At 64.4% G+C, this 21,143-nt stretch carries 19 protein-coding genes; 7 read left to right on the top strand and 12 right to left on the bottom strand.

The genetic code is table 11. From position 1 onward, the window contains the following. The first annotated feature begins 61 nt into the window (after positions 1 to 61). The 5 genes from EN851_RS33370 (at position 62) to dnaQ (ending at position 3,999) form a co-directional block, all read left to right on the top strand. Positions 62 to 883 (top strand): pyruvate, water dikinase regulatory protein, encoded by an 822-nt coding sequence (locus tag EN851_RS33370; RefSeq protein ID WP_127276242.1) that lies wholly within the window; start codon positions 62 to 64, stop codon positions 881 to 883. Between the two features lie 289 nt (positions 884 to 1,172). Beyond that, positions 1,173 to 1,772 carry a Maf-like protein gene (locus EN851_RS33360; protein WP_135930980.1) on the top strand — a complete coding sequence of 200 codons (600 nt, stop codon included), beginning with the start codon at positions 1,173 to 1,175 and terminating at the stop codon, positions 1,770 to 1,772. Next, positions 1,765 to 2,607, top strand: a complete 843-nt coding sequence (locus tag EN851_RS33355) for a shikimate dehydrogenase (RefSeq protein WP_135930979.1) — start codon at positions 1,765 to 1,767, stop codon at positions 2,605 to 2,607. The genes EN851_RS33360 and EN851_RS33355 overlap by 8 nt, the downstream gene beginning before the upstream one ends. Next, a complete protein-coding gene (coaE, locus tag EN851_RS33350) occupies positions 2,604 to 3,185 on the top strand; it encodes a dephospho-CoA kinase (protein ID WP_135930978.1) in 582 nt (193 codons plus the stop codon). The genes EN851_RS33355 and coaE overlap by 4 nt, the downstream gene beginning before the upstream one ends. Positions 3,186 to 3,273: 88 nt before the next feature. Further along, the gene (gene dnaQ / locus EN851_RS33345; protein ID WP_135930977.1) at positions 3,274 to 3,999 is read left to right on the top strand and encodes a DNA polymerase III subunit epsilon; all 726 of its coding nucleotides are present in this window, start codon (positions 3,274 to 3,276) and stop codon (positions 3,997 to 3,999) included. Between the two features lie 9 nt (positions 4,000 to 4,008). Here dnaQ and EN851_RS33340 read toward each other — a convergent pair whose 3' ends face one another. From EN851_RS33340 to EN851_RS33275, 10 genes are all read right to left on the bottom strand, one after another. Further along, complete coding sequence (locus EN851_RS33340; RefSeq protein ID WP_135930976.1) at positions 4,009 to 4,959, bottom strand: alpha/beta hydrolase; 951 nt, start codon at positions 4,957 to 4,959, stop codon at positions 4,009 to 4,011. Between the two features lie 18 nt (positions 4,960 to 4,977). Next, positions 4,978 to 5,658: an isochorismatase family protein gene (locus EN851_RS33335; protein ID WP_135930975.1), complete on the bottom strand. Its 681-nt coding sequence runs from the start codon at positions 5,656 to 5,658 to the stop codon at positions 4,978 to 4,980. Positions 5,659 to 6,109: 451 nt separating this feature from the next. Further along, positions 6,110 to 7,414: a Xaa-Pro peptidase family protein gene (locus tag EN851_RS33325; protein ID WP_135930974.1), complete on the bottom strand. Its 1,305-nt coding sequence runs from the start codon at positions 7,412 to 7,414 to the stop codon at positions 6,110 to 6,112. A gap of 319 nt (positions 7,415 to 7,733) precedes the next feature. Beyond that, positions 7,734 to 8,702: a GlxA family transcriptional regulator gene (locus EN851_RS33320; RefSeq protein WP_135930973.1), complete on the bottom strand. Its 969-nt coding sequence runs from the start codon at positions 8,700 to 8,702 to the stop codon at positions 7,734 to 7,736. Between the two features lie 280 nt (positions 8,703 to 8,982). Further along, the gene (locus tag EN851_RS33315) at positions 8,983 to 10,152 is read right to left on the bottom strand and encodes a PLP-dependent aspartate aminotransferase family protein (protein WP_135930972.1); all 1,170 of its coding nucleotides are present in this window, start codon (positions 10,150 to 10,152) and stop codon (positions 8,983 to 8,985) included. After that, positions 10,149 to 11,588: a pyridoxal-phosphate dependent enzyme gene (locus EN851_RS33310; RefSeq protein WP_135930971.1), complete on the bottom strand. Its 1,440-nt coding sequence runs from the start codon at positions 11,586 to 11,588 to the stop codon at positions 10,149 to 10,151. The genes EN851_RS33315 and EN851_RS33310 overlap by 4 nt, the downstream gene beginning before the upstream one ends. A 1,232-nt stretch (positions 11,589 to 12,820) precedes the next feature. After that, entirely contained in the window at positions 12,821 to 14,164 is a 1,344-nt protein-coding gene (locus EN851_RS33295; protein ID WP_135930970.1) for an FAD/NAD(P)-binding protein, read from the bottom strand. 31 nt (positions 14,165 to 14,195) lie between these two features. Beyond that, a complete protein-coding gene (locus EN851_RS33290; protein WP_135930969.1) occupies positions 14,196 to 14,657 on the bottom strand; it encodes an Rrf2 family transcriptional regulator in 462 nt (153 codons plus the stop codon). A gap of 664 nt (positions 14,658 to 15,321) precedes the next feature. After that, positions 15,322 to 15,726 carry an SRPBCC domain-containing protein gene (locus EN851_RS33285; RefSeq protein WP_135930968.1) on the bottom strand — a complete coding sequence of 135 codons (405 nt, stop codon included), beginning with the start codon at positions 15,724 to 15,726 and terminating at the stop codon, positions 15,322 to 15,324. Between the two features lie 132 nt (positions 15,727 to 15,858). Beyond that, a complete protein-coding gene (locus EN851_RS33275; RefSeq protein ID WP_189521996.1) occupies positions 15,859 to 16,257 on the bottom strand; it encodes a hypothetical protein in 399 nt (132 codons plus the stop codon). A 484-nt stretch (positions 16,258 to 16,741) separates the two neighbouring features. On the opposite strand from EN851_RS33275, the gene EN851_RS33270 reads away from it, so the two are divergent. After that, positions 16,742 to 17,386 (top strand): LysE family transporter, encoded by a 645-nt coding sequence (locus tag EN851_RS33270; RefSeq protein WP_167531557.1) that lies wholly within the window; start codon positions 16,742 to 16,744, stop codon positions 17,384 to 17,386. A 72-nt stretch (positions 17,387 to 17,458) separates the two neighbouring features. Here the strand turns inward: EN851_RS33270 and EN851_RS33265 are convergent, their stop codons facing one another. Beyond that, entirely contained in the window at positions 17,459 to 18,088 is a 630-nt protein-coding gene (locus EN851_RS33265) for a hypothetical protein (RefSeq protein WP_135930966.1), read from the bottom strand. 94 nt (positions 18,089 to 18,182) lie between these two features. After that, positions 18,183 to 19,370 (bottom strand): YadA-like family protein, encoded by a 1,188-nt coding sequence (locus EN851_RS33260; protein ID WP_245520869.1) that lies wholly within the window; start codon positions 19,368 to 19,370, stop codon positions 18,183 to 18,185. A 620-nt stretch (positions 19,371 to 19,990) separates the two neighbouring features. On the opposite strand from EN851_RS33260, the gene EN851_RS33255 reads away from it, so the two are divergent. Beyond that, entirely contained in the window at positions 19,991 to 21,112 is a 1,122-nt protein-coding gene (locus EN851_RS33255; RefSeq protein WP_189587328.1) for a helix-turn-helix transcriptional regulator, read from the top strand. Positions 21,113 to 21,143: the final 31 nt, after the last annotated feature.

The following is a 21,143-nucleotide window of genomic DNA, read 5'->3' as shown; positions in this document are numbered from 1 at the left end:
TGGCCAGTACGCCCGCCTGTCCAACCTTATCCACATCCGCCCACAGCCCCAGGTGACCCCTGTGAACAAACCCCAGAGCTTCTTCCACCTGCATTTGATTTCCGACGCCACTGGGGAAACGCTGCTCGCCGCCGGCCGCGCCGCTTCGGCGCAGTACAAGGATGCGCGCGCCATCGAGCACATCTACCCGCTCATCCGCACCGAAAAGCAGATAGCCAAGGTGTTCGAGGACATAGAGGAGGAGCCGGGCATCATCCTCTACACGGTCGTCGACCAGAAGCTGGCGCGCGGCATCGACGAACGCTGCGCGGCCATGGGCCTGCCTTGCGTGTCCGTGCTGGAACCCGTGCTCACCGTGTTCCAGTCCTATCTCGGCACCCCGGCCGGCCGCCGCGTCGGCGCCCAGCATGTTCTCGACGCCGAATATTTCCGCCGCATCGATGCGCTCAATTTCACCATGGACCATGATGACGGACAGCTGCCGGCAAACATGGATGACGCCGATGTCGTGCTGATCGGCATATCGCGCACGTCGAAGACGCCGACCAGCATCTATCTCGCCAATCGTGGCATCAAGACCGCCAACATCCCGATCGTGCTCGGCGTGCCGGTGCCCGAAAGCCTGGTCACCGCCAGAACACCGCTGATCGTCGGATTGATCGCCACCGCCGAGCGCATCTCGCATGTGCGCCAGAACCGCATCCTCGGCAATTCGAGCACCTACGTGTCGACCGACTATGTCGACCGCGCCGCCATCAACGAGGAGCTCGCCTACGCCCGCCAGATCTGCACCCGCCACGGCTGGCCGATGATCGACGTCAGCCGCCGCTCGATCGAGGAGACGGCCGCGGCCATCGTTGCCCTGCGGGGGAAGACGAGATAGATGAGCCAAGAATGGGTATTCGGAGTTTTCTTAACGGAAGGTGGGCGCTGCCCCTCACCTGCCTGCCGGCATCCTCTCCCCGTATAGTGGCGGGGAGAGGGACGCTGCCGTTGATGGTTTCGCCAATCGCCAGCGTTGCCGGAAAGAGCGGCTGCACTGAAGTTGCCCATTTCTCCCCGTCTCTATACGGGGAGAAATGTCCGGCAGGACAATGAGGGGCGGCGCCAACCTTACAGAGTAAAGCTCCTCATACGCCAACCGCGTTTGTATCTGCGCCCGAGTGCAAAAAATGACAGAAAAAATCATCCTCGCTTCAGGCAGCCCGTTCCGCAAGGCGATGCTGGTCGATGCCGGCGTCGACATCGAGGCGGTTCCCGCGACGCTGGACGAGCGGGCGCTGGAAGCGCCCTTGCAGGACAGCGGCGCCTCGCCCGAGGACGTCGCCCTGGTGCTCGCCGAAGCCAAGGCCACCGAAGTCAGCGAGCGCCGGCCCGGCGCGCTGGTGCTCGGCTGCGACCAGACGCTGTCGCTCGGCGACGAGGTGTTCCACAAGCCGGCCGACATGGAAGGCGCGCGCCGCCATCTCCTGGCGCTGTCGGGCAAGACCCATCAGTTGAACAGCGCCGCCGTGCTGGTGCGAGACGGCAAGGTGCTGTGGCGCCATGTCGGCATCGCCTCGATGACCATGCGCAAGCTCGACCCCGCCTTCATCGGACGCCATCTCGCCCGGGTCGGCGCCAAGGCATTGTCGAGCGTCGGCGCCTATCAAATCGAGGGCGAAGGCATCCAGCTGTTCGAAATAATCGAGGGCGATCATTTTACCATTGTCGGCCTGCCGCTGCTGCCGCTGCTGGCGGAACTGCGCACACTGGGAGCCATCGATGGCTGAGGCAATGAAGAAGGCCTTCGTCACCGGCCATCCGATAAAACATTCGCGCTCGCCGATGATCCACGGTCACTGGCTGGCCGAACATGGCATTGACGGCAGCTACCAGGCGATCGACGTGGCGCCGCGGGATTTCGCCGATTTCCTGGCGAGCATGCAGGCCAATGGCTATCGCGGCGGCAACGTCACCATCCCGCACAAGGAGGCGGCCTTTGCCGGGGTCGCGCGCCGCGACCATGCGGCGGACGAAATCGGCGCCGTCAACACGCTGTGGCTCGAGGGCGGTACCTTGTGGGGCGGCAACACCGACGGCCACGGCTTTGCCGCCAATCTCGACGACTATACTCCGGGCTGGGCGTCCAATGGCCCGGCTGTGGTGCTGGGCGCCGGCGGCGCCGCCCGCGCCGTCATCCACGCGCTGAAGGAGCGCGGCCTCGGCGACATCCGCATCGTCAACCGCACGCTCGCCCGGGCGATCGAATTGCGCGACCGCTTTGGCGCCGGCGTTTCGGCGCACGAAACGGCCGCGACCGCCGAATTGCTGGGCGACGCCGGCCTTCTGGTCAACACCACCGCGCTGGGCATGCAGGGCAATGATGGTCTGCCCGCCGACCCCACGCTGCTGCCCGACCGTGCCGTGGTCAACGACATCGTCTATGTGCCGCTCGAGACCCCCCTGCTCGCCGCCGCGCGGGCACGGGGGCTGAAGACGGTTGACGGGCTCGGCATGCTGCTCAACCAGGCGGTGCCCGGCTTCGAGCGCTGGTTCGGCGTCAGACCGAAGGTTACGGCGGAGCTCCGCGCGATCATCGTTGCCGATCTGGTGCGCAAACCATGATCGTGCTCGGCCTCACCGGCTCGATCGGCATGGGCAAGTCGACCACGGCCAGGATGTTCACCGAGGCCGGCGTGCCGGTGCATGATTCCGACGAGACGGTGCACCGCCTCTATGCCGGCAAGGCGGCTCCCCTGGTCGAGGCCGCCTTTCCCGGCACCACCGCTGACGGAAGCGTCGACCGTGCAAAACTCGGCGCCCGTGTGCTTGGCGATGCGGCGGCCTTGAAAAAGCTCGAAGCCATCATCCATCCGCTGGTCCGCGCCGATGCCGACGCCTTCCTGGCCAAGCATCGTAACGCGGGCGAATCGATCGCGGTCCTCGACATCCCGCTGCTGTTCGAAACCGGCGGCCGTGGCCGGGTCGACAAGGTCGTCGTCGTCACCGCGCCGGCCGAAGTCCAGCGCCAGCGCGTGCTGGCACGGCCTGGCATGAGCGAGGAAAAACTGGCGTCGATCCTGGCCAAGCAGGTGCCGGATGCCGAAAAGCGACGGCTGGCCGATTTCGTCATCGATACCGGTAAGGGGCTGGACGCCGCGCGTGCCGCGGTTGCTTCGATCATTGCCGAACTTCGGGGATAAGCCGGGCTGCTGACGGCATGCCGTCAGCATTGCCCATTGCCATTTTGTTCCGGTCTCGTGATTCTGCTCCTTTGGAGCAACTGATTCGATGCGTGAGATCATCTTCGACACCGAAACCACCGGCCTTGATTCGCGCGACGACCGCGTGATCGAGCTTGGCGGCGTCGAATTGGTCAATCGTTTTCCGACCGGCAGGACCTTCCATCACTATATCAACCCGCAAGGGCGCGCGATCCACGCCGAGGCGCAGTCCGTGCACGGCATCAGCGCGGCCGATCTCGCGGGAAGGCCGACCTTCGCCGAAATCGCCGAGGAATGGCTGCGGTTCACGGAAGGCGCCAAGCTGGTCGCCCACAACGCCACATTCGATATCGGCTTCCTCAATGTCGAATTCGGCCGGCTCGGGCATCCGCCCGTCGATAACGGGCTTGTCGTCGACACGTTGGCCCTGGCGCGCCGCAAGCACCCGATGGGTCCCAATTCGCTCGATGCACTGTGCCGGCGCTACGGCATCGACAATACGAAACGTACCAAGCACGGCGCCCTGCTCGATTCCGAATTGCTGGCCGAGGTCTATATCGAGCTGATCGGCGGCAAGCAGGCGGCGCTCATTCTCGACAGCGCCACCGCGCCGGCCCAGGGCGAGAATGTCCGCCATATCGAGATCATCGTCGCCGAACGGCCGGCGCCGCTCATGCCGCGGCTGACCGAAGCAGAGCGCGCGGCGCACGCCGCCATGGTCGCCACGCTCGGCGAAAAGGCGCTCTGGCTGAAGGCAACGTCGTCCGAGGCAAGTGCCGCGATCTCGTCGTAACCCGGACCTTCAGTAGGGCCACTCCTCCCGGCCCAGCGCGGCAAGCGCCGCGATGATGCGCGAAAAGGCTTCCGCCGCGGCCGGCACTGTGGTGCGGGCGCGCAGGAAACTGTGCACGAGGCGGGGCTCCTCTTGCCACCAGGCCTTGCCGCCGGCGCCCAGGATGCGGTCGCGATAGACCTCCCCATCCGACGACAGCGGGTCGCACTCGGCCGTTATGATCACCGTTGGCGGCAGGCCGGAAAAGTCCGTGTCGCGCAGCGGTGAAAAGGTCGGATCGTCGGGCGATTGCTTCCTGGTCGAGCGGACGTCGCGGTAGAAGGCGGCATCGCCTGTCGACAGCAGCGGCGCGTCAGAGTGTTCGGCATAGGAGCCCACCGCCTCGTTGCCGCCGAGATCGGGATAGATCAGCACCTGGCCGATCGCGGCGCGCGGATGGTGACGCGCGGCCTGTGCCACCGCCGCCGCCAGATTGCCGCCGGCGCTTTCGCCGCACAGCACCAGCGGCAGGTCGCTGTTTGCGGCCGCCCATTCGAAAGCCGTCAGTGCATCGTTGAAGGCGGCCGGGTGAAGGTGCTCGGGCGCCAGCCGGTAGTCGACCGACAGCACGTCGAAGCCGGTGCCGGCGCAGATTTCGGCGCAGATGTCGTCATGGCTTTCGAGCCCGCCGAGGATGAAGCCGCCGCCGTGGAAATAGAGCACCGTCGCATGCGGCGCCGCGCCGGCGAGCCGGTAACGGCGGACCGGGATGCCATGCTTGGAAGCGGCGACCAGGCTGTCGCGGGCCCTGACCCCGGGCGGTCTGCCCTGATGGAAGGCGCGGCACATCCTGGCATAGACCGCGCGCTGCTTGTCGACCGGCAGGCCTGATATCTCGGGCGGATACCAGGCGTTGACGCTGTCGATATAGGCCCAGAGTGCCGGGTCGAGCCGGGTTTCGTATTTGCCGCGGCCGGTCATTTCAGTCGGCGGGGCACGTCAAAGCTCGGCATAGAGACGGGCGGCGTTTTCAAAGGTGAAGCGCAGGGGTACCGAGCCTTCGACCTGCCAGACGGTGACCGTCTCGCCGGCCAGCAGCCGGCAGGCGCCGTCGGTGTCGGTAACCGCGCCGCCATAGAGCCGGTTGGCGAGGTTGAGGATGCCGGTCTGGTGCATCGCCGCGCTGCCGCTGCCGCAGGCATCCTTGACCAGCAACACGCGAAAGCCCTTCGCCACCGTATCCTTTACGGTGGCGTCGATGCAGGCCTCGGTCCACACGCCCGCGACAACAAGCCATTCGATGCCGGAAGCCTTGAGCCGGTCGGCAGCCGGACCGCTGCGGAACGCGCTGGCCTCGGCCTTGATCAGCAGCGCCTCGCCCTCCGCCGGCGCCACCTCATGGCAGATCTCGGTCAGCGGGTCGCTCTTGTCGGAAAAGGCCGACTTGCCGTCTTCGCCTGTGGGATGAAAGGGCCGGTCCTGGCTGTCGAGATCGACGATATAGGCCCAGTGATGGAGCGGCACATGGTTTTGCCGCGCCGCCGCCTGCAGGCGCTGGACGTTGGCGAGGATGTTTTCGTAGCCCTCGACGAGGTAGCGCGGGTCGTGCCGGTGCTCTTCCTGCAGGTCGATGAACACAGCGGCCACCGTGCCGCGCTTGATGGAGATAGGGGCTTTCATGCGGAGGCGCCTGGGTTGCAGGCTGAATCGACCTGGCGGTTGGCAGGCTGGTCAAAAGCCGACATCGTTGCTTTTAGCGGGTTGGCGCAAGCGGTGATGATTGGCCGAAGCCTCCCCGACTTCGTCATCCACGGGCGAAGCAGCCGCGCAGCGGCGTCGCGGAGACCCGAGGATCCATTCCGTGACGTCCATCGAATGGCGCAACGGAGCAGAATTCGGTAACCGTTGCGCGGCATCGACGCCACGGCATGGATCCTAGGGTCTGCGCTGCGTCGCTGCGCTCCTTGCTCCGCCCTAGGATGACGAAGGCGATGGGAGGCGCGTTGACGTCCCGGCATGGATCCTAGGGTCTGCGCCGCGTCGCTGCGCTCCTTGCTTCGCCCTAGGATGACGAAACGATGGGAGGCTGCGCCAACCGTAAAGGCTACGTCACCGAGTGGGGCAGCGGCTATCAAACCTCTTTCTCCAGAAAATCCTCCTCATAGGGAAAGCGCGACAGAAGCTCCGTGCCGGTGTCGGTGATCAGGATCTCGTCCTCCAGCTTGACGCCCTCGCGGCCGCCCTTTTCGCCGATATAGCTTTCCACGCTCACCACCATGCCTGGCACGATATGGCCGTCGCGGCCATAGGTCTCGTAGTCCATGGCATGCGCGATGAACGGCGTCTCTCCATGCATGCCGACGCCGTGCATGACCGAGGTGTAGCGCTGGTCGACGAAGCGGTCCGGGATTTTCCACGCCTTCTCGGCGATCTCGCGGAAGGCCATGCCGGGCTTGACGATCGAGATGTTGTGCTGAACCTGGTCGTGCGCCATGCGGTAGAGCGACTTCTGGTAAGGAGTCGGCTTGCCCGGACCGCAGCGGAAGGTGCGGGAGAAATCCGAATAATAGCCATAGCAGCCGATCGTGTCGGTATCCAGCGCCAACAACTCGCCGGGCCTGATCTTGCGGCCGCTGGCCTCGTTGAACCAGGGATTGGTGCGCTGGCCTGACGTCAACAGCCGTGTCTCGATGAACTCGCCGCCCTGCCGGATGACTTCGCCATACATGAGCGCGAACAGCTCGTTTTCCGAAACGCCGGGCTTGATCGCCTCGCGCACCGCATAGACGGCGGCTTCCGCACCGGCCATCGACGCCATCAGGCATTTGACTTCTTCCGGCGTCTTGACCGCGCGCACAGCCAGGATTTCGCCCTGGCAGTCGCGGACCTCGCAGCCGCGCTTTTCCAGCGCCAGCGCCTGCAGGTGGCTGCAGCGGTCGAGCCCAAGCTTCATCGAGCCGCCGCCATGCTGTTTCAGCAGTTCGGCGATCTCGTCGGCGAAGGGACCCGCGGTTTCGTCGTCGCGGCCGGAGACTGACGACCAGACGAGCTTGGACGGCCGCGCCTCGTCGATCGTGTCGAGCACCATGGAGACATGGTAGCTCTGCGGGTACTCGAACAGCACGATCGGGCCGTCGGTGGGGATGAAGAAATAGCGGGTCGAATTGCGCAGGAAATAGCCGAACATGTTGCGCGAGCCGGTGGCGTAGCGCTGATTATAAGGGTCGAACAGCACGACGCCGCCATAGCCTGCCTCACGCATCCAGCCGCGCAGTTTCGCCAGCCGGCCTTTGCGCAGGGCGTCAGCATCGATGAAGGACGGCTCGGTGTCCGACAGCCACATCCCGCCGGCCGGATCGGCAGCCGCCGGGTGGCGCATGCGGTCCTTGAAGTCGACGTCCTCGGTGCTGTCGGGATCGAATACGACGATGCTCATGGGTGCCTGGCCTTGGGTCGGTTGCAAGGCCAGACCATGGCGCAGGCGGTGGCGAAGGATTGTGCGGAAAACCGCGTGGGTTGTGCGGGATGCCGCTGGCCAAATAGGCGACGTCGCGATCCTTCGCGCCCCCCTCTGCCCTACCGGGCATCTCCCCCTAGGGGGAGATTGATGTTATCCCGGCCTTCGCTAATCCTCCAACGTTGGACAAGAAAGCGCGGTTGGTGAAGCCGCCAATCTCCCCCCATGTGGGGGAGATGTCCGGCAGGACAGAGGGGGGCGCTGTCCCGCCAACATCTCACAGCTTCAGCGGGCGCCCCTAATGCCGTCGCGCCAGCTTCGGCGGATGCCCGTGCTCCTCGCGAAAGGCCCGGGCAAAGCTCGACATCGAGGCAAAGCCGCAGGCGAGCGCCACGTCGCGCACGGCGAGCGTCGAGTGCGCCAGGAGGTCGGCGGCGCGCTTCAGCCTGAGCCGCCGGTAGTAGCCATTGGGCGAGATGTCGAGTTCGGAGCGGAAGGAGCGTTCGAGCTTGTCGGAGGAGACGCCGAGTTTTTGGGTGAGCTCCGCCATGCCGAGCCGCTCCTCGACCGCGTCCTCCATGATGGCGATGGCCGACAGAACCAGCTCGTTCTGGACGCCGGTGCGCAATCTCAGCGGCATCAGCTTGCGGTCGACGCTCGATCGCAAGGGACTGTGCACGAACCATTCGGCGACGCCGGCGGCGAGCTCGGCGCCGTAATCCCGGGTGATGATCTCCAGCATCATGTCGAGGCTGCCGACGCCGCCGGCCGAGGTGAAGCGCTTGCGGTCGATGACATAGAGATCGCGCCTGAGCTCGATCGCCGGGAAGGCTTCGGTGAACGCGGCCTGGCTGGTCCAGTGCAAGGTGCAGGCATGGCCGTCGAGCAGGCCGGCCCGCGCCAGGAAGAAGGCCGCGTCCGCCACCGCGCCGATATGGGCGCCGCCGCGCAGGCTGCGGCGGATCCAGCTCGCCGCGTCCTCGGCGACGAGATGATCGGCATCGCCGCCCGAGCAGACGACGATGCGGTCGACCTTCGGTGCCGCCTCGGCATAGAAGCCCGGCTGGATGACAACGCCGTTCGAAGCCTCGACCGGACCCTGTGTCGCCCCGACGATGATCCAGCGGTAGCATTCCCGCTTCGCCAGGATGTTTGCGGCGCGCAGCGGCTCGATGACCGAGCTGAACGCCATCATCGGAAAACCGGAAAATACCAGCACCGCGAAGGTGAGGGGCTCGGTGGGTTCGGGTGGGTCGCGCGTGGCCATGGGGCGCAATAGTTCGGACAGATGGCGCTTGTGGTCAATTGCCATTCCAGAACGTCGGCGCCGCCCCTCATTACCCTGCCGGGCATTTCTCCCCGTATAGAGACGGGGAGAAAGAAGCAGCCGTGACCTCGGCGCCAATCCTCCAACGTCGCCGATTGGCGAAACCGCCGAGGAAAGCGCCCTGTCCCCGTCACTATACGGGGAGAGGATGCCGGCAGGCAGGTGAGGGGCGGCACCGACACCCGACAGGTATCGGCATAAGCCGCCCAGAGCGCTCGTGTCAGCCCGCCAGCGCCTGATCCAGATCGGCGATCAGATCATCGCCATCCTCTATCCCAGCCGACAACCGTACCAGCGAATCCGATATGCCGATCTCATCCCGCTTCTCGGCGGGAATGGAGCCATGCGTCATCAGCGCCGGGTGTTCGATCAGGCTCTCCACGCCGCCGAGGCTTTCGGCAAGCGTGAACAATTGCGTGCGTTCGAGGAAGCGTTTGGTGCCGGCGAGGTCGCGGTCGAGCACGGCCGTGATCATGCCGCCGAAGGCATGCATCTGCTGGACGGCGATGGCGTGCTGGGGATGGCTGGCGAGGCCGGGATAGATGACGCGGCGCACATCTTTTCGCGCTTCCAGCCATTGCGCGATCTTCAGGCCATTGTTGGAATGGCGCTCCATCCTGAGCGCCAGGGTTTTCAAGCCGCGCAGTGCCAGGAAACTGTCGAACGGCCCAGATATGGCGCCGATGGCGTTCTGCAGGAATTTCAGCCGGTCGGCGAGAACCTTGTTGTCGCCGACGACGGCGACGCCGCCGACCATGTCGGAATGGCCGTTGAGATATTTGGTCGTCGAGTGGACGACGATGTCGATGCCGAGTTCCAGCGGCCGCTGGATATAGGGGCTGCAGAACGTGTTGTCGGCGACGGACAAAATTCCCTTCCGCCTCGCCAGTGCCGCGACGCCCTCGAGGTCGACGATGCGCAGCAGCGGGTTGGTCGGCGTCTCGACCCAAAGCATTTTTGTCTCCGGCCGGATCGCGGCTTCAACCGCGGCCAGATTTGTGAAATCGACGAAAGAAACCTGCAGGTTGGCCGAGCGCTTGCGCACCCGCTCCATCAGCCGGAAGGAGCCGCCATAGATGTCGTCGGTGGCGACGATATGCGCGCCGGAATCGAGCAGTTCGAGCACTGTGGCGATCGACGCCAGGCCGGAAGCGAACGCGAAAGCCGCCGAGCCGCTTTCCAGGTCCGCCACGGCGCGCTCGAAGGCGAAGCGCGTCGGGTTCTGGCTGCGGGCATATTCGAAACCCTTGTGCACGCCGGGCGACTGCTGGCCATAGGTCGAGGTGGCGTAGATCGGCACCATCACCGCCCCGGTCAGCGGATCGTGGCTTTGGCCGCCATGGATGGTGCGCGTCGAAAACGCCAGGCGGTTCTTTCCGGATGTGGTCATCGTGCGCGCCTCAGATGGTTGATCAGGTCGATGCGGGTAATCAGGCCGACGAACTCGTCGCCGTCGAAGATGATGGCGACCTCGTTGCGGTCGAACACCGGCAGCAGCGCGTCCAGCGTCTCGCTGGCCTGCAGCGTGTGCAGGTTGGAGGTCATCGCCGTGCGCACCGGGCCGTTGAAGCGCTCCCAGCGCCCGTCATAGGGACCGTCGACATGGGCCAGGATGTCGCTTTCGTCGACGATGCCGACCAGCTTGCCATTGTCGAGCACCGGCAATTGCGAGACATCGGAGCGGCGCATGCGGCCATAGGCGTTGAGCAGGCTTTCGTCGGGGCCGACGAACACCGTGTCGCCGGTGCGGTGGGTGCGCATGACGAGGTCGCGCAGATCGCCATGCTGTTCGTGTTCGGCCAGCCCCTGCTCGGCCAGCCAGAAATCGTCGAACACTTTCGACAGGTATTTGTTGCCGCTGTCGCAGACGAAGGTGACGACGCGCTTGGGCACCGTCTGTTCGCGGCAATAGCGCAGGGCCGCCGACAGCAGCGTGCCCGACGAGGAACCGGCCAGGATGCCTTCCCGCGACAGCAGATCGCGCACCGCCAGCATGCTCTGCTTGTCCGTGATGGAATAGGCTTTCTTGACCAGCGACAAATCGGCATTGGGCGGCACGAAATCCTCGCCAATGCCTTCGACCGTCCAGCTCCCCGCCTCTTCCATCTTGCCGGTCTTGATCAGCGGCGCCAGCACCGAGCCGACCGGATCGGCCAGCACCATCTCCGTCTTCGGCGACACGCCAGCGAAGAAGCGGCCAAGCCCGGTCAGCGTGCCGCCCGAGCCGACGCCGACCACCACCGCGTCGACATCACTGTTGAGCTGCCAGAAAATCTCCGGGCCGGTGGTCGTCTCATGCGCCAGCGGGTTGGCCGGGTTGGCGAACTGGTTGGCGTAGAAGGCGCCGGGCAGTTCGGCGGCGATCTTCTCCGCCATGTCCTGGTAATATTCGGCATGACCCTTGCCGACATCCGAGCGCGTCATGCGCACCTCGGCGCCGAGCGCGCGCAGGTGCTGGATTTTTTCACGCGACATCTTGTCGGGAACCACCAGGATGATGCGGTAACCCTTGGGGATGCCGACCTGGGCGAGGCCAAGGCCGGTATTGCCGGCGGTAGCCTCGACGATGGTGCCGCCCGGCTTCAGCCTGCCATCCTTCTCGGCCGCCGCGATCATCGACAGCGCGATGCGGTCCTTGATCGAGCCGCCCGGGTTCTGGCTTTCGAGCTTGATGAACAGCCGGCATTTCCCCGTGTCGAACCTGGTCAGCTCGACGATGGGCGTCTGCCCGATCAGATCGAGCACCGACGCATAGGGCGGGCGCAGGCGGGATGTCACGCCGTCCGAGGCGGCAGTGTCGGCCGTGGCTTTTCTGTGCTCGCTCATGTCGGAGCCTCCATGGATCAACCTAGCGTCTTTTCCAGCCGATCGCAGTTGGAAAGAAGATAGATCGTGCCAATCCGGTGGCCAGACGGGGAATGAAATTCCAGCCGCCCGTCAGGGCGAGGCGATACGCTGCCGGACCGGGACGCCGGCGGGACAGCGCCCCCCTCTGCCCTGCCGGGCATCTCCCCCTCAAGGGGGGAGATCAACAGCTTCGCGGGCCGCGCCATTTTACAAAGTCGACGATTGGCGAAGACGATGCCACAGCCAATCTCCCCCACTTGAGGGGGAGATGGCCGGCAGGCCAGAGGGGGGCGCCGTAGGGCGCCGACCTCAACGGTCCCAAGCTGCGGCACCGTCTCATCCGTCCAACGAACCATCTCGTTCGTTGAAGCCGCCGATTTCACCATGCTAGCCGAACGTGCACATGGCAATGTGCGGTGCGCGACGGCAACCTGATCACCGGCCAGCAGAACTTTTCCGGCGCCGAGACCGCGCGCGCCGTGTGTGAGGCATTGGGCGGCTGAACGCTATCCCTCCGGCTGACTGCGGGAGGGACTTCAGTCTCAGTTGAGCTATAGCTAATATACATATAGCTTGGTCATGCGGGGGACGATCCCAAATCGAAGCCTAACCCGCGATGGCCGGTGCGACCTGCTTTCAACCCAAGCATCCCCGCACCGGCCATTCTTTTCCCCCTTGGCAGCCTAGGCCAGCGTCAAATCGTAACCTGGGTGCAAGGATGAGAAGGGCCTTCCAGGCATCCTTTCGATCCGGACAACGGAAGGCATTTTTGGATGGCTCTCGACCTCACGACCGCTGACGCCATCGCAAACGCCGTCAGGGAAATTCGGTCGAAATTGGCCGTTGGGGGCTAAAAAGGAAGGCCCGGCTCGAAACCGGGTTTCCGAGCAAATCAGCAACACCGAAAGCGCTGGTATCACGCCCCGTTTGCAACGGGTCTGCGTCAAGTCACGTATATCTCAGTTGACTAAAGTACGGAACGTCCAATGGACAAGTACGGAACGTTTGAAGGCCCCTCAGACCAAGGTCTACCGGCACGCAAGACTTTAGTCCTGCCGTCTTATAGTTAAGAACGGAAGTTGTTCGGCTGACATAGGGCCGCCCCGAATAAATACCAGACTGCACCCAGCCGACTATGGTGCGATCACGGAAGCCGCTTTCGGGTGAGCCGAAGACGGGTCGCCAAAAATACGATCGCCGCCGGAATTGCTCTATCCCAGCAACCGCTTGCTCAGCCTGGCGCACTGGACGCGGATATCGGGAATGGCGTCGATCTCGAAGAAGGTGCCGCGCGTCAGCGGCCCGACGGCGAGGATTTTTCGCGAGACGGTGCCGTCGACGGCGATGATCTCGCAATCGGCCGAGACGTCGAGGCCGATGCGCAGCGGATCGGGCCGCGCCAGACCGCGGTCGACCAGCGAGCGCACCACGCTGTTCGACGAGGTCGAGATGTCGCGCACGATGCCGGAGCAATCATAGATGCGGGCGGCGTCGAATGTTTCGAGGCGCTGGGTGTGGCGCGATTGGACCTCCACCGCGAAGCCGTCGCCCGGCGTGACGCCGACGACGCGCCCGGCGATCGGCCGGATGCGCCCCGATTGCACCGCCTCCGTCACCCTGGCGTAGACCTCGGGTGCCATGCGGTGGCGATGGATGTCCCACCAGGCCTTGGTGTGTTCGACAAAGCGGCGCTTGGCCGAGGCGGGCCAGTTCTGCCAGATCTTCTGGTTGAAGGGGCGCAGGCCGTCGACGACGTCGCGCCAGTCGACGCCTGCCTTCTGGTTCTCGCGGATGAGGTCGCGGAACCAGCCGACGAAATAGGAAAGCTGGGTGCCGAGCGGGATGTCGGCGACGTCGAGCTTGATCGGATTGCCCTTGCGGTGCGGCGAGGGCAGCAGGCCGCGCCGCGACACCGCGATGATGTCGCCGCGATGGCCGCGCTGCTCCAGGGAAAGGAAGGCGTCGACCATGCTCAAGCCCGTGCCCAGCACCACGATCCGGCTGTCTGGATCGAGCGCGGTGTCGGCCTCCGATCCCATCCGGATCGCATGGCCCTGCGCGGGCTGTTCGTCATGGCCGGTGGCGAGCACGGCAAGATGGGCGACCACGCTGGTGCCGTTGGCGAGTGCCACCTCGACCCCGGACGCGGTGGGCGAGATCGACAGGCTCTCCTCGCGGATCAGGCGCAGCCGTCCGGTCTCGCGCTCGCGCGTTTCCAGATCGTCGAGCAATTCCTTGAGATAGCGGGCATAGAGGCTGCGCGGCGCGTAGACCGGCGCCTGCTCTGCTGTCGCCAGCCCGCGCTCCAGCAGCCAGCGCCAGAAATTGCCGGGATCGTCGGCATAGGCACTCATGCCGGCCGCGCCGACATTCAGCACATGCGCCGACAGCAGTGTCGAATAGGCGATGCCCTGGCCGAAATGCGGGCGCTTTTCGATCAGCGTGACGCGCAGGTCCGGATTGGGCGATTTGAGCAGATGCGCGGCCAGCACGACGCCGCTGGCGCCGCCGCCGACGATGATGATGGAATTGATCGAGTTGGTTCGCCCGGTCATGCGCGAGCGAGCCCCGTACGAAGCGCCGGCTTCAGGCCAGGACCTTCACCGGCAGGTCGTCCCGCGCGACCGGGAGGTCGTCGGCAATGTCGCGCATCTCGGCGAGGCTGCGCTGGTCGAGCACCTCGGCGATCGCCTGCCGGACTTCCAGCATCAGATGTCGGACTTGGCATGTCGCCTCGTTGCAGTCTTCACAGCGCTGATATTGTGTTCGGCTGGCGCAGGGGATCGGGGCCAGTGGACCGTCCAGCACGCGCACGACGTGGCCGACCTTGATTTCGTCGGCGGGTCGCGCCAGGCGGTAGCCGCCATCCTTGCCCTTGCGGCTCTGGACGAAGCCGGCATTGCGCAGCTCACCCAGTATGGCGTCGAGAAATTTCTTCGGGATGTTGTTGGCGACGGCGATGTCGTTGACGAAAGCGAGTTGCCCGGCCGGCATCCGCGCGAGATGGACGAGCGCCTTGAGGCCGTACTTGCCTTTTTTGGTGAGCATGAAGCGAACGTTTCTCTGTCATGAGACGGCGCGAAGCCATCCGTTGCGAAACGCCCGGCGTGCCTCCCCGCCGCGCCGAACCATCCATGACACATAAATTCTAGTGACATGATATACAAGCCAATTGCGGTTGATCTTGCTTGATTTTCAAACCGTTGCGGCGATTTTAGGCCCGCCTTGTGACGCCAGCGACACAGAAACGGGGTTTAGACGCGCACCGGCCGGCCGCCGGGATTCGGTGACGCCGGCAATCGCGATACGCTCGAAATGGCCCGTCATCGTCGCCTCCAATTCTCTATGTCGATAAGATTACTATACTTATGCGCGCTGGCGCGAAATGGTTTGTCAATTCCATTCCAATTCGAGGTACGGAATTGCGCCAAGCCAGCTAATTCGGGAATCCTGCTCTCACAGGGGCGATGCCACGGCCCTCGACGCCCATCATGTTGCATCGCGGTCACGCGCCGCTATGCCTCGACCCTTTATGCGATCGCTCTATGTCGTTTTAGCCACAAAGACGAGGGCTGGCTGTGCTGTCGGCGGCACGCGTAACCTCAATGTCGGCCTAACAGCCATGCCGAAAACGGAACGCCTGCTTTCGGCTCCGCCCCGGAAAGTTGACTTGCTAATAGCCCAAGAAATGGCGGTGGCTGTCCTTGGCCACTCACTTTCGGTTCAACAGCTCGGCGAGATTTGCGAGCATCCGGTTCCAAAGGTTCTGCGCGTCTTCAGGCCCGTCTCCGGCGGCCAGGAAATCAAGGCGTGACTGCGTACCCTCGGACGCAATCAGGATCTCGATGAAGTGCTGGGGAACTACCAAGCTGAATGCTAAGCGGGCAGGGCGGTCGACCACCGAGTATATGCCGTCATGCGTAATGACGCTGTCCCCGTCGTGCTCGATGATCGAGTATGTCCCGCCCGGTTGCGGATTGGTCACTGCCCTCAGGATGTTAGTCGGCGATTTGAAAAGCCATTGCTCCATCGCAGGTGGGTCAACCCATGCGTCGAAGACAACCTGCGGGTTAGCGTTGATCAGAAGCGACACTCTGGCCCTAATGTCAAAGTTCATATCGTGCCTTCAAGATTTTGCGTGGGTGAGGTCTGTCCCTTTCCATGTCGTTCACGGCTCAAATCACACATTCACGCAGCGCCTCGCTCAATGCCGCTGGCCAGCTCGCCGTAAGCAGCGCCGCCGATCGCCTCAACCGAACTTCTCATCCGAGGTTTTGAGTTCTTGAAGACAGACGACATCATAGCGCGTGGCCTTGAGCCACGGCTCCTCGAGCGGATATTGTTTGACCCTGATGTCGCCACCCCAGAGGGCGACCAGGTCCTGGCCATGGGCGGGAACCTCGCCGAGCCTCACCGAATCGATGCCTGTCGCGACGCCGAGCGTAACTTCGCCGCCCGGAAGCGGATACACCCGAGAACCGCGTAGCAGAACTTCAGCTCCCAATCGAATGTTGTCGACGACCGATGGCCATCGGCCAGGATCGAGGACGCAATCGTAGATGGTGCCGATGAGTTCTGAAATGCGCTCCGCCGGATAGGATCGGGCAGTCATGCTGACCAACATGGGCTGGCGGCCCCGGTCGGACATGGCGTGCTGCTGCGCCGATATCGCTTCAACGGGATCAATCCTCGTTCGATTTCGCGATCAAGTCAGTAGAAAAAAATAGAAGCTGGGTGTCAAGCCTAATCCAAATGGTGGACGCCGCGACGACCATTTCGTGATTGGGTGCGCCGGCTTAAGGTTGGACTGAATTCAAAAGCATGTGACGCGCATCAGGAGAATTCTAGATTTTCTCCACCGCCAGTGAATGCGCCGGCACATCGGTCAGGTCTTCAACTCACGGGACAGAACGCCGTCTCTATAGCGCGAGACGGAACATTACATTTCGCTAATACTTGGAGAGATTCAAGACGACTGGCTTGTCAGCCCCGCCAACGGCCGTCCTACCGGAAGAATGTCGAAGCAGCTCACGAAAACGGGTGACCGTTGCCGGCCACGGCTGGCATCTGGCCCAGGCTGTTGCCTGGCCGGGCTCCCCCGACGACGTGCGGTCAAAGGAAGATCTGTCAGCATGTCGGGCACGCCGGAACTTCTCCTCAACATGATGCGGGGCGCCTTGCTGGGGTTCGCGGTCGCCGCGCCCATCGGTCCCACCGGGCTCTTATGCGTGCAGCGCACGATCGCCGGCGGCATCGTACCCGGTCTGGCGACCGGCTATGGCGCGGCGACCACACATTCGGTCTATGCCTCTATTGCCGCCGCCGGGCTCGGGGCGGTGGCGCACATGCTGATGGGCTGGCACGTATGGCTGCAGCTCTGCGCCGGCATGTTCCTGCTCTACATGGCCGCAACGGCGGCGCGGCTGACACCGTCGCTGGACACGTCCCTGCAGCGCCGTATGCCGTCGGGCCGGGCCTATCTGACGGGGCTGATCTGGACGTTGGGCAACCCGATGACACTGCTTGGTTTCCTCACGCTCACGCCGGGGATCCTGGGGGCGGGCTTGCCGTCCTGGCAAACCCTGGCGCTTGTATCGGCCGGCGTGCTGATCGGTTCGGCAAGCTGGTGGACAACGCTGACGCTGGCCACCAACCATCTGCGAAAGCGGCTGAGCGCGCGCGGCCTGCGCTACGTCAATCTCGGCTTCAGTTCGGGTCTGTTCGTCTTCGCGCTGTCCTTGCTGGCAAGCGCGCTGCGCGTGGGATTGCTGCCATAGGGCAATTCCACGGAAAGTGTGAGCGCTTTCCCTTGGGAACCGCCCTGGCGCCGGCGCGATGCGCGACGGATGTCAGGGTTTCATCGGCTTCTTCGGCTGCACCTCCATCGAAGGCGCGTCCGGTGGCGAACCGGCATCGTTGGACTTCTGTTGTTCGGCGACCGGCGTGTCGGGCGCCTGCGGTGATCCAGAGGTGAGGTTGACCGACACGCCGTAGATTTTCCACTGCCGGTTGGCCGGCTCGAACAGAAGCTCGAAATTGACCTGCATTGGCACCGACGGGAAAAAGCCAGCCATGTGCAGCATGCCGTTCGGTTCGATCTGCGGCAGCAAGGTCAGCTGTGGATCGAGCACGGCGACGGCGCCGAAATCGAGCGCCTGCTTGCGCTGGTTGGCAAAGATGTCGCCGAGTTGGGCGGCGCTGTTGGCCTGGAAATTCGGTGAACCGAGATCGCGCAGCACGGTGTAATTGCCGGTCTTGTTGGCCTGGTCGAGCGCCAGAAGCGTGCCGCGGATCAGGATCAGCACGCCGTTGCGGTCGATGCTGGCCGGGTGGGTCGCGCGGACCTTGTCGCCCTTCTCGGCCTTTTTGGTCTGCGCCCAGGCAACGCCCGGGGATGCCGCCATCAAGCCGGCCGACAGCAAGGCTGCCAGGGCGGCCCGGGTCACCGGCCCTGTCGCCGAACAGTGGAGGCGCTTCATGTGACCTCTGAAGTCGGAATCGAGCCGGCGGCAGGCGATACTGGCGACCGCGTCTGTGGGAACGCGGCCGCCAGCGGCCCCCTCGCACTCGTGATCAGTTCAGCGTCCACGAAGCCCCGAGGCTGACGCCGACATCGCCGCGATTGGTGGTCGCCGACAAGGCGGCGTTGAGCCGGAAATCCAGACTGGGATTGTAGCCGAGACCGAGCGCCAGGCCCGACTGGCCCTTGAAGTTGCCGAAGCCGCCGGCCAGCGACAATTTTCCCGGCCTGTCGTCATAGCGCAGCCCCGCCGTGGCCAGAGCCAGCGCGGTGCCGGCACGGGCCTCGGTGCGGTTTTCGCTGATCTGGTCGCCAAGGTCGCGGAAGCCCGCCTCGAGATCGCCGACGCGGCCGTCGAGCTGGGTGATGTTGGCGGTGTTGGTCGTCACCCTGGTATCGAGATCCGCGATCTCGTTGGTGTTGTTGGTGATACGCGTCTCATGATTGGCGAGTTCTTGGGTGTTGGTGTTGATCTGTGAGGTGTTGTTGGCGATGCGCGTTTCGTGGTCGGCGAGCTCGGTGGTGTTGGCGGTGATCTGCGTCGTGTGGCTGCTCACTGTGCTGTTCAGATCGGCGATGGCGATGCCGTTCTGGGCGACCTGTGCAGGCAAATTCGTAAGCGTGGCCACATCGAATGTCGACGCCGCCAGATTGCCGCCGGCGTCTGTCGTCACCAGATAGGTCGGGCCGGCCTGCGCGGCCGTGCTCGCCTGCGAAGTGATCCCGGCCAGCGTGTAGGTGTTGCTGCCCGTGCCAAGCATGACCTGATTTTCGCGCGTCGCCGTAACGCCCGCTCCGATCGCCATGGAGTTGTCTTGGAGGGCGGTCGCACCCGCGCCCAGCGCGGTGGAGTTCAAAGCGCGCGCTTTAGCCGAAGCGCCAATGGCGGTGGCATTTGACCCGCCCGCCCCTCGGGCCCCGGCCTGAGCCCCGGCGCCGATGGCTGTCGTGTTCGAATTCTCATAGTTGATAGTGGGGCTGCCATAGGGGTCATAGTAACCGCCCGCGTTAGCGAGGTAGCCGAGCGCCACGCTGTTGTCCGCAATGGCGCCCGCGCTATCGCCCATAGCTGTCGAGAAATCGCCATTGCTGTTGGCGAAATATCCGCATGCGGTGGAGCGGGTCGAGCCTCCGGCATAGGCTGCTCCACCGTCCACACCATTGAAATCCGAGCAGATGACTCCCGCGCGTGCTGCGCCCGGCGTGAAGGCGACAAAGCCGGTGGCCGCGATCGCCACCATCACTGCCGTCCCGAGGGCGGGCACTTGGGAGGAAGCCAGTCCACCGAAAACCGCCGTCGCGGCCGACATTAGTCCATTGCCTTTTCGCCCTTGGCACTTTGTCGCGACTGTTTCGCTTATTGTCTCGGCAGCGGCGTCTTCCAATACGCTCACGCATCCAATCGTTTCTGCAATCACGCCCAAAGCCCTCGCTTCATTGCCAGACAATCCACCAAGTCCCCTGCCGGCGCTGTCGGTCCCGCACGCTGGCCGGGCCGGTCGGAGAGGCTCCGTCCATGGCTGGGCTGACAATCAAGCAGTTGCGCACTTGGCGGCTGTGCTGCCGTCCCCGAACAGCACTCGCCTTGCAAACACCGACGCCCTCGAATTCCGCGCAGGACCGCAGCACCCGACGGGGGGCAACCGAACACAAAGAGAATGCCGCGTCTTCCACCATTCGGTGGATAGCGACGGCCGGAGTTCGATGGTAGCGCCCGGGGGCGGATGACCATCCCCGTCGGGAGATGATCAAAGGGCTTGCCCGATCCGGATCATGCTTTAATTTTGCTGCGGTACAGCAAGGATTTTGTTGCCGTGCGGCAAGGATGGTGGCGATGCGTTCTGCCTTCTCGATGGCTCAGTTGTCCGAACTGATCGGGCTGATCTACGACGCCGCGATCGATCCCGCGCGCTGGCCCGTCGCGATCGAGGAGATGCGCATCGCGCTCGGCTTCGGGACCGCCGCCATCCGCCTGCAAGCATTGCCGTCGGGCGAGGTGCTGGTCAACGTGACCAGCAACATCCCGCAGCCCTATGTCGACCGGATGGCCAGCTACGGCGCTGAAATCGTCGAGCTATGGGGTGGGATGGCGGTGGTAGGCTCGCTGCCGATGGATCGGCCGGCGGTGTTGAGCCAAGTCAATCCCAACCTCGACACCACGACGAACCGCTATTTCGTGGAGTGCGGCAAACCGCAAGGCATGATCGATTCCCTGGCGCTGCCGCTCGCGCGGGATGGGCGTGGTCTAGGCTCGCTGTCCTTCAGCCGCCATGTCGATGCCGCTCCCATCAGCGATCTGCAGATCGAGGCCGCCCGATTGCTGATCCCGCATCTGCAGCGCGCCGCGACGATCAACCGGCTGCTGGACATGGCGGCGATTGCCCGGTCGACCTTCCAGACGGTGCTCGACACGCTGACGGCGCCGATCCTTCTCACCACCGCCGATCTGCATGTCGTGCATGCCAATCCAGCTGCCCAGGACATCGTCGCCACGGGCGAGTTGCTGAACATCCGCAACGGAGTTCTCAGCGCCAGGGTCGCCGCCGTGTCCAGCGCGCTGGCCGTCGCGGTATCGCAGGCGGCACAGGACGAAAGCGCCATCGATCGCAAGGGACTGGGAGTTCCGATACGCTGGAAGGACGGCTCGGCCGGAGCCTTGCACGTGCTGCCGCTGCGTCCGGGGCGCGGGGCGTTCGATGCCAGCGTGGTGGCGGCGGTGTTTGTCGCACGCGCGGATACGCCCTTTGTCGCGCCGACCGCGCTGGTCGCGGCGCTGTTCGGCCTGACGCCGGCCGAGGCGCGCGTCTTCGAGCAGATCGCGGCGGGCCGCACGGTGGAGGAGACGTCCGATGCCCTCAATATCGGCCGGAGCACGGTCAGGACGCATTTGCTGCGGCTGTTCGAGAAGACCGGGGTGCGGCGACAGGCCGAGCTGGTTCAGCTCGCCGCGTCGCTGGCGTCGCCCATGGCTGGCGTGGCGTAGCCCTGTGAGCAGACCCCGGGCTGCGGGGAGA

The organism is Mesorhizobium sp. M8A.F.Ca.ET.208.01.1.1 (genome assembly GCF_004791315.1).
Taxonomy (GTDB): Bacteria; Pseudomonadota; Alphaproteobacteria; order Rhizobiales; family Rhizobiaceae; genus Mesorhizobium.
Note: the sequence above shows the minus strand (reverse complement) of the source record. Positions and strands in the feature narration are given on the sequence as shown.